We start from the raw sequence: 14,540 nt of genomic DNA, 5'->3' as shown, positions 1-14,540 counted from the left end.
CGTTCCCCGCATGCGGGTGACACGACGCGATGTGAGGGTGCGAAGGTGACCACTGCCAGCGAGACCGCCCCCGCCGCGCAGAGTGCCGCCGCGCCGCCCGTGCTCGATCCGCGCCGCCGCAACATCGTCTTCGCCACGATCGTGCTGGGCATCCTGCTGGCCGCCCTGGACCAGACGATCGTGGGTACCGCGCTGCCGACGATCGTCTCGGACCTCGGAGGCGCCGCGCACATGTCGTGGGTGGTCACCGCCTATCTCCTCGCGGAGACCGTGGCGACGGTGCTGGTCGGCAAGTTCGGCGACCTGTTCGGGCGGAAGATCGTCTTCCAGCTGTCCGCCGTCATCTTCATCACCGGTTCGTTCCTCTGCGGGCTCGCGACGAACATGACGCTGCTGATCGTGTGGCGCGGCCTCCAGGGCATCGGCGCCGGCGGTCTGATGGTCACCTCGATGGCGCTCATCGCCGACGTCATCCCGCTGCGCGACCGGGGCAAGTACCAGGGCGCGATCGGCGCCGTCTTCGGTGTCTCGACGGTGATCGGTCCGCTGCTCGGCGGGCTGTTCACCGACCATCTGACATGGCGCTGGGCCTTCTACGTCAATGTGCCGATCGCGATCGTGGTGGTCATCGCGGCGGCCCGGACGATCCCGTCCGTGAAGGCGGCCGGGCGGCCGGTCATCGACTACCTGGGCATCGCGCTGGTCACGGTGGGCGCCAGTGCCCTGATCCTGGCCACCAGCTGGGGCGGCAACGAGTACGCCTGGGGCTCCGGCGTCATCATCGGCCTGTTCGTCCTCGGGCTCGTGGCGCTCGCGCTGTTCTGCCTGGTCGAGTTCCGGGCGAAGGAGCCGATGCTGCCGATGCGCCTCTTCGGCAACCCGGTCTTCACAGTCTGCTCGATCCTCAGCTTCATCGTCGGGTTCGCGATGCTCGGCGCGATGATCTTCCTGCCGACGTACCTCCAGTACGTGGACGGCGACTCGGCGACCCTGTCGGGCGTGCGGACCCTGCCGATGGTCGTCGGCCTCCTCGCCGCGTCGATCTTCAGCGGCAACGTGGTCAGCAAGACCGGCCGCTACCGCATCTTCCCCATCATCGGCTCGCTGGTCATGGCGGCCGGTCTGTTCCTGCTCTCCCGGATGGGCCCGGACAGCGGGGTCTGGCTGGAGTCGCTGTACATGCTGGTGCTCGGCATCGGCATCGGGCTCTCCATGCAGGTCCTGACGATCGCCGTGCAGAACACCGTGGACTACGCGGACCTGGGCACGGCGACCTCGGGCGTCACCTTCTTCCGTACGCTGGGCAGCTCCTTCGGCACCGCGGTCTTCGGCACGATCTACGCGAACGCCCTCGGCCCGCACCTCAGGGACGGGATCGCCGAGGCCGCGCGGGCGGGCGGTGATCCCGCCGTGCTGGCGAAGGCGTCCCAGAGCCCGGAGGGGCTGCACTCGCTGCCCGCCGCCCAGTCGGAGCCGCTGGCGCAGGCGTACGCGGACACCCTGCACACGGTGTTCCTGTGGACGGTGCCGGTGGCGCTGCTCGGGTTCTTCGTCGCGCTGTTCCTCAAGCAGGTGAAGCTGCGCGACACCGTACGGGCGGGCTCGACGGACATGGGTGAGGGCTTCGCCTCGCCGAACACCCAGGACTCGGCCCGGCTGCTGGAGTTCTCGGTGGCCAAGGTGCTGCGGCGGGTGGACCCGGAGACGGCACGGAGGATCGTCGCGGAGTCGGACACCCGGCTCGACATGGCGGGCGCCTGGGCGGTGATGCAGGTCGAGCTGTTCACGCGGATGGTCGGCCACGCGGGGCTCCGGCTGATCGCGGCCCGGCACCGGATTCCGCCCGAGGTCCTGGTGCCGGTCTTCGACCGCATGATCGAGGAGGGCTTCCTCACCGGCGACGGCCGTCTGTTCACGCACACCGCGGCCGGCAGCCGCGAGGCGCGGACCATCACGGACGCCTGGGCCCGCTGGCTCAACGACCAGCTGGGCGAGGACGGCGGGCGCCCGGACGACGCCCGGCTGCGCGCCGCGGTCGACGTCATCGCCAAGCGGCTGCTCGCGGAGGACCTGACGCAGGAGCTGGCTCCGGTCGCACCGGCGGGCGCGCCGGTCTGAGCCGGGGTGCCCTCAGTCCGCGAAGACGGCGGTCTCGTACACCCAGGCGCCCTCGTGCCGTACGAAGCGGCTCTTCTCGTGGAGGGAGCCGGCCTGCCCGCCCGCCGTGTAGTGCGCGCGGAACGTGACGGTTCCGGTGGTGTGGAAGGCGCTGCCCTCGGTGGTCTCCAGGACCTCCAGGCCCTGCCAGCGCTGCCCGGGGTCGAGGTCGAGCACGTCGGGGCGGTGGTCCGGGTGCCAGGTGCGCAGCAGGTACCCGGCGTCCCGGACGGCGAAGGCGGCGTACCGCGACCGCATCAGCGCCTCGCACGTGGCCGCCGGAGCCCCCGCGTGCAGCCGGCCGCAGCACTCGGCGTAGGCCGCGGGCAGCCCGCATGGGCACGGCGAAGCCGCGCTGATCTCGGGGGCTGGGGCGGTGCGGGGGCCCGCGGCGGACGGGCGCCGGGGGCGGGAGGTGCGTCGGGACATGGGTCCATTGTGACGTGCGCGGGCGCGCGGCCCCGACGTGAGGCTCAGGTCAGCAGGAAGTCGGCCTGGCCGGCCTTGGCGCCCTGGATGAACGCGGCGATCTCGTGGGGGGTGTAGATGAGGGCCGGACCGTCGGGGTCCGCGGACTGGCGCATGGCGATTCTCCCGTCGGCCAGTTTCATGGCCTCGACGCAGGTACCGCCGTTGCCACCGCTCCATGGCTTGTACCAGCCTTCGGAGCCGAGGTCAGCGGCCGGCATGCCGTTGTATATGGGTGTCATCACAGCTCCTTGCGGAAGTCCCGGAGGAGTTCCTTCGTGCGTTGTGCCGTCGCGGCCTGGGCCGCCATGCGGTCCATGACCTCGAGATAGGAGGCCACCTCCGGGCGCGCGTCGAAGTAGACGGCCCCGGTCAGATATTCGCTGTAGACCATGTCGGGCAGTTCGGGCACGGCGAACCGGAACAGCACGAACGGCCCGTACGTCCCCGGGTGGTGACCGGTGGAGAACTCCGCGATCTGCAGCGTCACATTGGGCATCGATGTCGCGTCGAGGAGCTTGTCCACCTGCGCGCGCATGATGTCGGCGCTGCCCACCGGACGGCGCAGGACGGTCTCGTCCATCACCACCCACAGGCGCGGGGCGTCCGGCTTGGTCAGCAGGGCCTGGCGCTCCATCCGCAGCGCCACATGGCGCTCGATGTCCTCGGCCCTGACCTGGCCCACGGCCCCGGTCCGCATCACGGTGCGCGCGTAGTCCTCGGTCTGGAGGAGTCCGGACACGAAGTGGGGCTCGTAGATGCGCAGCAGGCTCGCGGCGCCCTCCAGGCTGACGTACATACTGAACCAGTCCGGCAGGACATCGTGGAACCGCTGCCACCAGCCGGGTCGGTTGGCCTCCTCCGCGAGCTCCACGAAGGCGTCCGTCTCGGCGTCCGAGACCCCGTACGCCCTGAGCAGCGCCTGCACGTAGAGGATCTTGAGTGCGACCTCGGCGGTCTCCATCCTGCGTACGGTCGCCGGGGCGACGTGCAGCACCTTGGCGGCCTGGTCCCGGCTCATGCCGGCACGCTCCCGCAGATCCTGCAGACGCTTGCCGAGAACGACCTGGCCCACGGTCGGGGCGGACCGCGGTTCGCTCACTTCAGACCTCCCCCTGCGCTGTATGCGTGCAGTGTGCCATGTGGTCGCCGCCATGGACACAGCCACTCTGGAAATTTCAGAGTGCCCCTTGCCAAGTGTTCGCGACAGGGGGAGAGTTGGGGTGCGGAACCAGTTGACCTGTCGCGCCCTCGGCCTTTTCGAAGATCGCGAAGCGTGACGCAGCCCCCACTGTGAGGATTCGGTCGTGGCACCTGGCAGTGCGCTCATCCCCCGGTTCGCGGAGACCGGCCCGGGGACAGAAGCGCTCCATCACTGCTTCGCGCTGCCCGCGCTTCCCGAATCGGTCGCCGTCGCACGGCGCCTGACGAAGGCCCGGCTCGGCGAGTGGCGCACGGGCGGCGACACCGTCGACTCCGTGGTCCTGATCGTGTCCGAACTGGTCACCAACGCGGTGGTGCACACCGCCGGCGCGCGGGTCCTGTGCGAACTGCGGTGCCTCGACGGCCGGCTGCGCGTCTCCGTGCAGGACCAGGGAGACCAGCCGGACGGACCACGCCTCGGCAGAGGTGCGGACGACGAGCACGGACGCGGCCTGCTGCTCGTCGACTCACTGGCCCGCTCCTGGGGTTCGCGCGACGCCGGGGACGGATCGGGCCGCATCGTCTGGGCGGAACTGCCGCACGGCTCGGAGCACTCATGCTGAAGAACGCCATGAACCACTTCCTCGGACACCGCCGCTCCCGTGAGCCCGTCGGCTCCCCCGGCTCCGCAGGCCGGGTCCAGCTGCCGCTGCCCACGACCCTCTCGGCGAGCCTCGGCTGCGACGCGGTCGGCGTGCCCGCGCGCCACGGCTTCCGCCTGATGTCCCATCTGCCGCGCACCGGCTGCGTCTTCGCGGACGCCGAGCGCTGGTGGTGGATCGTCCCGGCCGGCTCCGACCTCGACCTCGACTGGCCCGAGCAGGTGGCGTACGCGCGGGGGGCGTGTGTGCCCGCGGTACGCCCCCGGCTCATCCATCAGCCCGACAGCCGCACGCCCTACACCCCTCCCATCCCGCTGTTCCTGATGGTCTGCCAGGTGACGGGCGTGACACCGTCGTGGACCCAGGCGTACGGGCCCCGAGCCGTCTCCGCCCCCTGATCCGGACCGCGTCCCCGGCCCCTCCCCGCCCCGGTCACCCTGCGTTGTCAGTGGTCGGTTCTACTGTGGAACCACTGATCGAGAACCCGTGGAATACGGGGTCAACGGGTGTGAAGGGGGCGGGCCGGTGCGTGCTGTGGAGCCTTTCGAGGGCGGTGCGTCGCAGTTCGAGGAGACCGGGACGGACGAGGACACGTTCGTCCTCCCGGACGGCTGGCGGCGGCTGGTCCATCCCCGGCGCGGGGGCGTCGCGAGGACGCCGGCCAGGACGGACGCGAAGCAGCTCGCCGCGGTCGCGGAGCGGACGGCCGAGGAGCACGCCTGGATCAAGGAGTATCTGGACGCGCCGCGCAGTGACGCCGCCCTGGTCGCCGAGGCCCGCCGGCATCTGAACGGGGAGCCCTCGCCCGCCGGAGCGGCGGCGGTGGCGCGAATGGTGGGGATGTACGCGCCTCCGGCGAACGCCTGGGCGGACAGCTGGGTACGGCTGCACGGGCTGCCCTTCGCGGCCCGCACCGCGGTGGAGCTGTTCATGACCAAGGTGCACTACATGCAGAGCGGGATGCGACGCTACGGCGCTTGGCTGGAGGCGGGGTCCGCCGCGCAGGAGGCCCTGTCCGGACATGACAGCCGGATCGCCGCCGACCGGGTACGGGCGCTGCTCGCCGCCGCGGACGACGAGACCTACCGGGCGACCGTCGAGGCCCTGTCCGCCTGCCGCACCGACGCCCACCGGAAGATCATCACGGCCTACCTGGCGCCGAGCGAGTCCGATTGGGTCGCGGAGCTCACCGCCGGCCCCGAGACGACCGGGCAGCTCGACACCGGGCTCCTCTCCCTCGTCTTCTGCACACTCGACTCGCCGGATCAGGCGGCGCTCTACACGCACACCTTCGGCTTCGACCGGTCCCCTGCCGTGATCGCCACGGCCGCCGAGGGCATCGGGACGGCGGTCGTGCCCATGCTCACCAAGGAGCTGGAGAGGGGGCACTTCTACGCGGACGGGATGAAGAAGCTGGCCGAGGCGCTGGCCGAGTTTCCCACCGACGACGCCTTCGGGGCCCTGCTCGCCCACGCGGACAACAAACAGGTCCGCCCGGCCCTCCTGGACGCGATGGCCCGCTATCCGGCCCGTGCCCTGCGGCTGCTCGCCGCGGACGCCCGCGACCGGGCGGGGTTCCCGGCGGCCTCGGCCGCCTCGGCGTCCGGCCTGCTGCGCACGCACATCGCCCGGCACCGCACCCTCGTACAGCGGGTGCTGCCGACGCTGGACGACGGCCTCGCGGCCGTCGTGGAGCCCCTGCTGAACCCGGCCGGCCGCATCGCGGACGCGCCCGCCGACGTCCTTCCGGCCGTGCTCACCGCACCACCGTGGACCCGGCAGCGGACCACGGCGCGTCCCAAGGCCGTCACCGGTCTGACGGCTGACGAGGGGAAGGCCGTGCGGTGGCAGGCCGGTGAGCGGGAGGAGTGGGCTGCCACCGGCAGCTGGTACACCCGGCCCGAGGCGGCTCCCGACTGGGAGCGGACGCTCGCCACCCTGGGCCAGGGACGCGAAGCGTCGGACCTGCACCCGGCGTGGATCTACGTCCACGGGCCGAAGGAGCGGGTCGCGCCCCTGCTCGACGTCTGGGACCCGACCAGCCTGTGGGACGGTGTGGACACCCTGAAGCCGGTGGCTGCCCGCTTCGGGCTCGCCGCCCTGCCGCTGCTGTTGCGCGTCGTGCCGCGCCAGCCCAGCTCCCTGGCGCCGCTCCTGATGCCGTACGTCGACGCGCGGGTCGCCCGGCACATGGCCGACTGGGCGGTGCGCCTCAAGTCCACGGCAGCCGTCGCCCACGCGTGGTTCGAGCGGCACGGCGTGCGCGCGGCGCCGCTGCTCGTGCCGGACGCGGTCGGCAGGGCCGGGGCCGCACGGCGCGCCGCCGAGCAGGCGCTGCTGCTGATCGCCGGACTGCACGGCGACGCGGTGGTGCGCGAGGCCGCCGAGGGGTACGGCGAGAAGGCGGCGGACGCGGTGACCGCGCTGCTGGCCGCCGATCCGCTGGAGCGGGCGCTGCCCGCCGCCATGCCGGAGCTGCCGCAGTGGGCGGACCCCGCGCTGCTGCCGCAGCTCGCGGTGGCGTCGGGAGGGGCGCTGCCCGAGGAGTCCGTCCGCCATCTGCTGACCATGCTCGCCCTGTCCAAGCCGGGTGAGCCGTATCCGGGTCTCGCCGACGCGCTCGCGACCGTGGACGCGGCCTCGGCAGCCGGTTTCGCCTGGGCGCTCTTCGAGCAGTGGCGCGCCGCCCTCCTGCCTGCCAAGGAGGCGTGGGCGCTGCACGCCCTGGGTCTGCTGGGCGACGACGGCACGGTGCACCGGCTGACCCCGGTGATCCGCGCCTGGCCCGGCGAGAACGCCCACCACCGGGCGGTGGAGGGGCTCGACGTCCTGGCGGCGATCGGCAGCGACGCGGCCCTGCTCCAGCTGCACGGCATCGCGCAGCGCGTGAAGTTCAAGGCCCTGAAGGTGCGGGCCACGGAGAAGATCGCCGAGGTCGCGGCGGGGCTCGGCCTGACCGGCGAACAGCTCGCGGACCGGCTGGTGCCCGACCTCGGTCTCGACGCCGACGGCTCCACGGTCGTGGACTACGGTGGCCGGACGTTCACCGTGGGCTTCGACGAGCAGTTGCGGCCCTACGTCCAGGACGGCGACGGCAAGCTCCGCAAGGACCTGCCGAAGCCCGGCGCGAAGGACGACCCGGAGCTGGCTCCGGCCGAGCGCAAGCGCTTCATGGCCCTGAAGAAGGAGGTCCGGACGCTCGCCTCCGACCAGGTCCGCCGGCTGGAGGCCGCCATGGTGGCGGACCGCTCCTGGACGGCACGGGAGTTCACCGAGCTGTTCGTCGGCCACCCGCTGGTGGGGCACCTGGTGCGCCGGCTGGTGTGGCTGAGCGAGGCGGACGGGGTGACCACGGCGTTCCGGGTGGCGGAGGACCGCACCTTCGCCGGTGTCGGGGGCGACCCGTTCGCCCTGCCCGAGGGGGCGACCGTGCGGCTGCCCCACCCGTTGCGGCTGGGCGAGGCGGTGGCCGCCTGGTCGGATGTGTTTGCGGAGCACGCGATCGTGCAGCCGTTCCCCCAGCTCGGGCGCCGGGTGTTCGCGCTGACCGAGCAGGAGGCCGCCGGCCACCGCCTCCAGCGCTTCGAGGGGATCACGGTGCCCACGGGCAAGGTCCTCGGTCTGGAGCGGTACGGCTGGCAGCGCGGCAATCCGGAGGACAACGGCGTGGAGCGCTGGATCTCCAAACGGCTGGGAGGCGACTGCCACCTCGTGATCGCCCTCGACGGGGGCATCGCGATCGGCTCGGTCGACACCTACCCCGAGCAGACCCTGGAGACCGTCTGGCTCGACGTCGAACCGTCCGACTACTGGCGCAGCCGCCCCCACGACCTGCGGTTCGACGGGCTGGACGCGGTGACCGCGTCCGAGCTGCTGGCCGACCTGACCGCGCTCACCGAGGACGCCGCGTCATGACCGTACGGCACCCAGATACGCCAGCCCCGGGTGCGCCTTCACATAGCCGTCCACCAGGCGGTGGGCCACGGAGACCGAGTCGACCAGGGGATGCAGGGCGAAGGCCCGGACCGCGTCCGCGCGCGATCCGCTCGCCGCGGCGTCCAGGACCGCGCGCTCGACGGCCTTCACCGAGGTGACCAGGCCGACCGCGTGGTAGGGCAGGGGCTCGGCGGAGACGGGCCGGGCGCCGTTGGCGTCGACCAGGCAGGGGACCTCGATCACGGCGTCCGCGTCCAGGACGGAAAGGGTGGACCGGTTGCGGACGTTGAGGATCAGGGTGGTCCGCTCGTCGCGGGCGATCGCCCGCATGAGGGCGAGGGCGACCTGCTCGTAGCCGCCGGATTCCAGGTCGCTCTCCTCGCGCTCCCCGGCCCCGGCGACGTCCCGGTTCTCCGCCATGTAGGTCGCCTCCCGCTCCGCGCGGGTGCGGTCCCAGGTGGCCAGGGCGGGGGTCGCCGGGTCCTTCATCCGGCCGTAGAAGCCTTCCTGCTGCTCCCGGAGGAAGGCGCCCCGGGTCTGCGCGGCCTCCTGGTAGGCGCGGACGGCCTCGCGGTTGAAGTAGTAGTAGTGCAGGTACTCGTTGGGGATCGCGCCCAGCGAGCGCAGCCAGTCGGCGCCGAACAGCCGGCCCTCCTCGAAGGAGCCCAGCAGCCCGGGGTCGGCCAGCAGGCGCGGGAGTTCGTCGCGGCCGTCGACGTACAGCCCGCGCACCCAGCCGAGGTGGTTGAGGCCGACGTAGTCGACGCGGGCCAGGTCCGGGTCGGCGCCGAGGACGCGGGCGATGCGGCGGCCGAGGCCCACCGGCGAGTCGCAGATGCCGATGACGCGGTCGCCGAGGTGCCGGGACATCGCCTCGGTGACGAGCCCGGCCGGGTTGGTGAAGTTGATGACCCAGGCGTCCGGGGCGAGCCGGGCGATGCGGAGCGCCAGGTCGACGGCGACCGGCACGGTGCGCAGCCCGTACGCGATGCCGCCCGCGCCGACCGTCTCCTGGCCGAGGACGCCCTCGTCGAGCGCGACGCGTTCGTCCGCGGCCCGGCCCGCGAGGCCGCCGACCCGGATCGCCGAAAAGACGAAGTCGGCGCCGCGCAGGGCCTCGTCCAGATCGGTCGTGGCGCGGACGGCGGGCGCGTCCGGGATGTCCCCGGCCTGCTCGGCGAGGACCCGCGCCACGGCGGTCAGCCGGTCGGTGTCCGTGTCGTAGAGGGTGACGGCCGTGACCCGGCCCTCGGCGTGGTCGGCGAGCAGCGCCCCGTACACCAGTGGAACCCGGAATCCGCCGCCGCCCAGAATTGTCAGCTTCACGCTTCCGCATGGTACGTGGGGCGGCCCGGTGGCGAGGGGCGTCGTCGCCCCCGTCCACCGGGCCGCCCCGGGACCGCTCCGGTGTCAGTCGCCGTTCCACCAGCGGGTCACGACGCGCCAGAGCCGGGCGGGCCCGCCGGGCTTGCGCTGGCGCGGGACACGTCCGGTGGTTCCGGACAGCGCGTCCGCCGATCCGTCGGCCGTCGCGGTCGCCCCGGCCGGGGCGGCGGTCGACGGCGCTTCGGCCCCCTCCAGGGGGGCCCGGACGGGGGTCGGGGCGGTGTGCCGTACGGCGGACTGGACCTCCCAGTCCTGGCGGGCCGCGTTGGGCCGGCCCATGGACGGCGGCTCGCGGTCGTCCTGCGGGGAGCGGGGGGCGAATTCGGCGGGCAGCTCCACCAGGTGACGGCTCATGAAGTTGCCGACCCAGCGCAGTTCCTTCTCGTCCACCGCGAGTTCCAGGTCGGGCAGCCGCATCAGGAGGGCGTCCACGCCGACGTCCGCGATGGCGCGGCCGATGTCCTGTCCGGGGCACTCGTGGGGGCCGCCGCTGAACGCCAGGTGGGAGCGGTTGCCCTCCATGTTGGCGGTCAGGTCGGGGCGGACCACGGGGTCGGTGTTGGCCGGTGCGATGCCGACGATCAGGGCGTCGCCGGCCTTGATGTGCTTCCCGCCCAGTTCGGTGTCGCCGACGGCCCAGCGGCCGAAGACGGCGGTGAACGGCGGCTCGTCCCACAGGGTCTGCTCGACCGCCTCGGGGACGGTCATGTGGCCGCCGCTGAGCCGGGCCCGGAAGCGCGGGTCGGTGAGGACCATGCGCAGGACGTTGGCGATGAGGTTGGCGGTGGCCTCGTAGGACGCGATCAGGATGAGCCGCAGATGCTCGGCGACCTCCTGGTCGTTCATGCTCGCGGGGTGCTCGACCAGCCAGGTCGCGAAGTCGTCGGCCGGTTCGCGGCGGCGGCGCTCGACCAGACGGGTGAGCGCTCCGACCACGTAGGCGTTGCTCTGGACGGCGGTCGCGGTGCCCTTGATCATGTCGCGGGCCGCCTCGACCATCCGGTCGTTGTACTCCTCCGGCATGCCGAGGATGGCGCACATGACCATCATGGGCAGCCGCTCGGCGAACTCGGCGACGAGGTCGGTGCGGCCCTCCCGGCAGAAGCCGTTGACGAGCCGGTTGCTGTACCGGTTGACGTGGCGCCGCACGCCGCGCGTGTCGATGCGGGCCATGGAGTCGGTCACGGCGCCGCGCTGGCGTTCGTGGGTGGCGCCGTCGGCGAAGACGCAGATCGGCTGCCAGGTGAAGATCGGCGCCAACGGGTGGTCGGGGGCGACGCTGCCGTCCTGCAGGGCCCGCCAGCGGCGTGAGTCGCGGGAGAACTGCGAGGGCGTACGGGTCATGTGCAGGTTCTCGCTGTGGCCGAGGACCAGCCAGGCGGGCACGTCGCCGTGCAGCAGGACGGGGGCCACCGTGCCGTGTTCGGCGCGCAGCTTCTCGTACAGGCCGTGCGGGTCCTGCTCGGCCTCGGGTCCGTAGAGGCGGCGCAGGCCGCCGGGGCCGACGCCCAGGCCGTGGGCCGGGCACTCGGGGGGCGGGACAGGGCCGTGCTCGTAGGGGAAGGGGGTTGTCACGATCGCTCCAGGGGTCGGGCCTCGGGGGCCTGACGGTCGGGGGCGCGGTGGGGACGCGCGGAACGGGTTCGGAAGGGTGCGCGGGAGGGCTCAGCCGAGCGGGAGGGCGATGCTGTGCAGGTAGCGCATCAGGGTCATCAGCACATCGCGGCTGGAGCCTCGCAGCCGGGCGTCGCAGTCGACTATCGGGACCTCTTCCGAGAGGTCCAGGGCGGCGCGCAGCGCCTCGACGGGGTGCTTCGGTGCGTCGGGGAAGGTGTTGATGGCGACGACGAACGGCACCCCGCGTTCCTCCAGGCGTCCGATGACGTCGAAGCTGGTTTCCAGCCGGCGGGTGTCGAGGAGGACGACGGCGCCGAGAGCGCCCTCGAACAAGCCGTTCCAGAGGAACCAGAAGCGCTCCTGGCCGGGGGTGCCGAAGAGGTAGAGGATCAGCTCCTCGCTGATGCTGATCCGGCCGAAGTCCATGGCGACGGTGGTGGCGGTCTTGCTCTCCACGCCGAAGTTGTCGTCCACGCCGACGCCGGCCTGCGTCATCGTCTCTTCGGTGGTCAGCGGCCGGATCTCGCTGACCGAGCCGACCATGGTCGTCTTGCCGACCCCGAACCCTCCGACGATCACGACCTTCACCGCGGCGGTGGCCGTGGTGGGCAGGACGTCCTCGCTGCGGGGGCCCGTGATCGTGTCAGAGTTTCTGAAGTCCATGCATCACCGCTTCGAGGAGGGAACGGTCCGGAAGGGTCGCGCGGACGATGGGCGCGCGCGATTCGATCAGACCGGTGGCGAGGAGTTCGGTGAGGAGTGAGGTCACCACGCTGAACGGCAGGCTGAGGTAGGCGGAGAGTTCGGCGACGGATAACGGGGCCTGGCAGAGCCGCAGGATCACGGCCTGCTCGGGCTGGACCGTCGGGGACGGCTCCGACTTCGAGACAATCATCGTGACCAGGTCGAGCGCTGCCCGCTCGCTGCCGTCGGGATCGCCGGTGATGACGTAGAGCCTCTCCGGGTCGCTCAGCGCCGGATCGGCCTTGCGGCGTTCTCGTCGGGGAGAGTTCATCCGGCCTGCCCGTCGTGGCGGGGCGGGCTCGTGAGGTGGCCCCCGATGCGTACGACCATGTCGCGCATCCGCGCCCCGACGTGCCCGGCGTCCACCGTCTCGCCGGCGAGCACCGCGAGGTAGGCGCCGGCGCCCGCGGCCATCAGGTAGAAGAAGCCGCCGGTGACCTCGATGACGACGAGCCTCATCCGGCCGTCGCTGTACGGGATCTCGGAGGCGACGGCCGCCGCCAGGCTCTGGAGGCCGGCGCAGGCCGCCGCGAGCCGGTCGGCGACGTCGGGGTCGCCGCCGTGCTGGGCGATGCGCAGTCCGTCGGCGGAGAGCACGACGATCTGGTGGATGTCCGGGACGTCGTCGGCAAGTTCCTTGAGCATCCAGTCCATGTTGCCCCGCTGCTGGATCACCGCTGATCTCCCTTGTCCCACGCGTCGTCAGAGTCTTCGCCGGCCCTGGGCTCCTGGGGCACACCGTTGGCGGCCTTCGTGAACGCCTCCAGCCAGATGCCGGGGGGCGGTTCCTTGCTGTTGTCCTGGCCGTAGCCGTGGCCGTGGCCGTTGGTGCGGCCGGCGGTGGGGTCGGCGGCCTGTGCGGGGAGGTTGTGCGAGCCGAGCGGGGCGCGGCCGCGGCTGCGGCGCTGCGGGAGTCCGCCGGCGGTCCACTCGGTCACGACGGGCACGTCGTCCTGCATGGCGACGGCCGGGGTGGCCGGGCGGGGCTCGGAGACCACCGGGCCGGTCGCGGGGCGTGCGGCGACGGGGCTGGGCTTGCGGCGCTTGCCGCGGGGCGGCACGACGTGCTTCATGTCGGCGAGGTCGATGTCGCTGGTGGGCCGCGAGGTGGCGCCGATGCCGTGGGCGATGCCGGGGGCCGGGCCGGTGGTGATCATGGCGCGGGGCACGATGAGCACGGCGCGGACGCCGCCGTACGCGGACTGGCGCAGCGAGACCTGGAGGTCGTACATCCGGGCGAGGCGGCCGACGACGGCCATGCCGAGGCGCGGGGACTCGCCGAGGTCGTTCATGCTGGACCCGGCCTGGGCACGGGCGAGCATGTTCTCGGCGCGGGCGCGGGCCTCCTCGCTGAGGCTGACGCCGCCGTCCTCGATCTCGATGGCGATGCCGGTCTGCACCTCGACTGCGGTGACGTGCACCCGGGTCTGCGGGGGCGAGTAGCGGGTGGCGTTGTCGAGGAGTTCGGCGCAGGCGTGGATGAGCGGTTCGACCGCGGTGCCGATGATGGCCACCTTGGCGATCGAGTGCAGGTCGACGCGCGGGTACTCCAGGATGCGCGACATGGCGCCGCGCAACACGCTGAACAGCGGGACGGGCTTGGGCCACTGGCGGCTGGGGCGGGCCCCGCCGAGGACCGCGATGGAGTCGGCGAGGCGGCCGATCAGCGCGGTGCCGTGGTCGATGCGGAGCAGGTCGTCGAAGACGTCGGGGTTGCGCCCGTGGTGCTCCTCCATCTCCCGCAGCTCACTGGCCTGCCGGTGGACGATCGCCTGGACGCGGCGGGCGACGTTGACGAAGGCGCGCTGCGCGGAGTCCCGGGTCGCCTCCTCGTTGTCGATGATGTCGAGCACCGTGTAGACGAGGGAGCGCTGGGAGTCGGGCAGGTGGCGGTAGACCGGGTCGGAGTCCACCACGGCGCGCAGCACCTCGTCGGGCGAATTGCCCACGCGCAGACGGTGGATGGCCGACGGCAGCAGCTCCTTGCTGATGCGGACGGTCTCTTCGTCGTGCTCGGCGATGCGCCGTTCCAGGGCGGAGACGCGCTGTTGGTACTCGGTGTTTCGGCGGCGGATCGTCCGGCCCCGGCGGGCGATCTCCACGGCGAGCGCGGCGACCACGACGGTCGCGACCGCTCCGCACCAGACGACTGGTATCCGCGCGGGCTCGGCAACCAGCGCCGCCGCGGCGGCGGTTGCCCCCGCCATCACGACGACGGGAAGCAACAGGGCGCGGGCGACGGGGGCTTCCCGGCCGGCCGGCGGTGATTCAACACGGGCCATCTGAACCTCTGGCGGTTGATTCGGGATGTATTCCGGAGATTCGGCGCTTGTGTGAATGAAGGGAACAAGCGCGCGAATTCACCTCAACTCGGCTTCACTGCGCGTGAGCTTAGTCAGATCGAATCAGTGCTTTCGCACATTCCTC

General features: G+C 72.3%; 13 protein-coding genes. 4 read left to right on the top strand and 9 right to left on the bottom strand.

Features of this window, described 5'->3' with window-relative positions; all coding sequences use genetic code 11:
- Positions 1–45: 45 nt before the first annotated feature.
- A complete protein-coding gene (locus ABZ565_RS09200; protein ID WP_361022493.1) occupies positions 46–2,118 on the top strand; it encodes an MDR family MFS transporter in 2,073 nt (690 codons plus the stop codon).
- A 12-nt stretch (positions 2,119–2,130) separates the two neighbouring features.
- On the opposite strand, the gene ABZ565_RS09195 is transcribed toward ABZ565_RS09200, so the two are convergent.
- The 3 genes from ABZ565_RS09195 to ABZ565_RS09185 are packed head-to-tail and all read right to left on the bottom strand — an operon-like array spanning position 2,131 to position 3,727.
- Positions 2,131–2,586, bottom strand: coding sequence for a YchJ family metal-binding protein (locus ABZ565_RS09195; protein ID WP_361022490.1), 456 nt, complete (start codon positions 2,584–2,586; stop codon positions 2,131–2,133).
- Between the two features lie 44 nt (positions 2,587–2,630).
- Positions 2,631–2,867 carry a DUF397 domain-containing protein gene (locus ABZ565_RS09190; protein ID WP_164398581.1) on the bottom strand — a complete coding sequence of 79 codons (237 nt, stop codon included), beginning with the start codon at positions 2,865–2,867 and terminating at the stop codon, positions 2,631–2,633.
- Positions 2,867–3,727: a helix-turn-helix transcriptional regulator gene (locus ABZ565_RS09185; protein WP_361022486.1), complete on the bottom strand. Its 861-nt coding sequence runs from the start codon at positions 3,725–3,727 to the stop codon at positions 2,867–2,869. The genes ABZ565_RS09190 and ABZ565_RS09185 overlap by 1 nt, the downstream gene beginning before the upstream one ends.
- 205 nt (positions 3,728–3,932) lie before the next feature.
- Between ABZ565_RS09185 and ABZ565_RS09180 the strand changes: the two genes are divergently transcribed.
- From ABZ565_RS09180 to ABZ565_RS09170, 3 genes are all read left to right on the top strand, one after another.
- Positions 3,933–4,391: an ATP-binding protein gene (locus tag ABZ565_RS09180; RefSeq protein ID WP_361022483.1), complete on the top strand. Its 459-nt coding sequence runs from the start codon at positions 3,933–3,935 to the stop codon at positions 4,389–4,391.
- On the top strand, positions 4,385–4,828 hold the full coding sequence (locus tag ABZ565_RS09175) for a hypothetical protein (RefSeq protein ID WP_361022481.1): 444 nt from the start codon (positions 4,385–4,387) through the stop codon (positions 4,826–4,828). Before ABZ565_RS09180 ends, ABZ565_RS09175 begins: the two co-directional genes overlap by 7 nt.
- Before the next feature lie 127 nt (positions 4,829–4,955).
- Positions 4,956–8,345 (top strand): DUF4132 domain-containing protein, encoded by a 3,390-nt coding sequence (locus tag ABZ565_RS09170; protein WP_361022478.1) that lies wholly within the window; start codon positions 4,956–4,958, stop codon positions 8,343–8,345.
- On the opposite strand, the gene ABZ565_RS09165 is transcribed toward ABZ565_RS09170, so the two are convergent.
- The 6 genes from ABZ565_RS09165 to ABZ565_RS09140 all read right to left on the bottom strand — a co-directional run bounded on the left by ABZ565_RS09165 (position 8,340) and on the right by ABZ565_RS09140 (position 14,395).
- Positions 8,340–9,692 (bottom strand): 6-phospho-beta-glucosidase, encoded by a 1,353-nt coding sequence (locus ABZ565_RS09165; protein WP_361022475.1) that lies wholly within the window; start codon positions 9,690–9,692, stop codon positions 8,340–8,342. The genes ABZ565_RS09170 and ABZ565_RS09165 overlap by 6 nt on opposite strands.
- A gap of 84 nt (positions 9,693–9,776) precedes the next feature.
- Positions 9,777–11,327, bottom strand: coding sequence for a cytochrome P450 (locus ABZ565_RS09160; protein ID WP_361022471.1), 1,551 nt, complete (start codon positions 11,325–11,327; stop codon positions 9,777–9,779).
- Positions 11,328–11,417: 90 nt separating this feature from the next.
- On the bottom strand, positions 11,418–12,032 hold the full coding sequence (locus tag ABZ565_RS09155) for an ATP/GTP-binding protein (protein ID WP_361022468.1): 615 nt from the start codon (positions 12,030–12,032) through the stop codon (positions 11,418–11,420).
- Positions 12,013–12,384 (bottom strand): DUF742 domain-containing protein, encoded by a 372-nt coding sequence (locus ABZ565_RS09150; RefSeq protein WP_018100233.1) that lies wholly within the window; start codon positions 12,382–12,384, stop codon positions 12,013–12,015. The genes ABZ565_RS09155 and ABZ565_RS09150 overlap by 20 nt, the downstream gene beginning before the upstream one ends.
- On the bottom strand, positions 12,381–12,788 hold the full coding sequence (locus ABZ565_RS09145) for a roadblock/LC7 domain-containing protein (RefSeq protein WP_018100234.1): 408 nt from the start codon (positions 12,786–12,788) through the stop codon (positions 12,381–12,383). Before ABZ565_RS09145 ends, ABZ565_RS09150 begins: the two co-directional genes overlap by 4 nt.
- Positions 12,785–14,395: an ATP-binding protein gene (locus ABZ565_RS09140; RefSeq protein WP_361022465.1), complete on the bottom strand. Its 1,611-nt coding sequence runs from the start codon at positions 14,393–14,395 to the stop codon at positions 12,785–12,787. Before ABZ565_RS09140 ends, ABZ565_RS09145 begins: the two co-directional genes overlap by 4 nt.
- Positions 14,396–14,540: the final 145 nt, after the last annotated feature.

This window comes from Streptomyces sp. NPDC016469 (assembly GCF_040632905.1).
Taxonomy (GTDB): domain Bacteria; phylum Actinomycetota; class Actinomycetes; order Streptomycetales; family Streptomycetaceae; genus Streptomyces.
Note: the sequence above shows the minus strand (reverse complement) of the source record. Positions and strands in the feature narration are given on the sequence as shown.

Bases quoted from the DNA above. Each gene is read 5' to 3' on its own strand.
- ABZ565_RS09195 (WP_361022490.1), bottom strand. From the start codon at position 2,586: ATGTCCCGACGCACCTCCCGCCCCCGGCGCCCGTCCGCCGCGGGCCCC.
- ABZ565_RS09150 (WP_018100233.1), bottom strand. From the start codon at position 12,384: ATGAACTCTCCCCGACGAGAACGCCGCAAGGCCGATCCGGCGCTGAGC.
- ABZ565_RS09175 (WP_361022481.1), top strand. From the start codon at position 4,385: ATGCTGAAGAACGCCATGAACCACTTCCTCGGACACCGCCGCTCCCGT.
- ABZ565_RS09190 (WP_164398581.1), bottom strand. From the start codon at position 2,867: ATGACACCCATATACAACGGCATGCCGGCCGCTGACCTCGGCTCCGAA.
- ABZ565_RS09140 (WP_361022465.1), bottom strand. From the start codon at position 14,395: ATGGCCCGTGTTGAATCACCGCCGGCCGGCCGGGAAGCCCCCGTCGCC.
- ABZ565_RS09155 (WP_361022468.1), bottom strand. From the start codon at position 12,032: ATGGACTTCAGAAACTCTGACACGATCACGGGCCCCCGCAGCGAGGAC.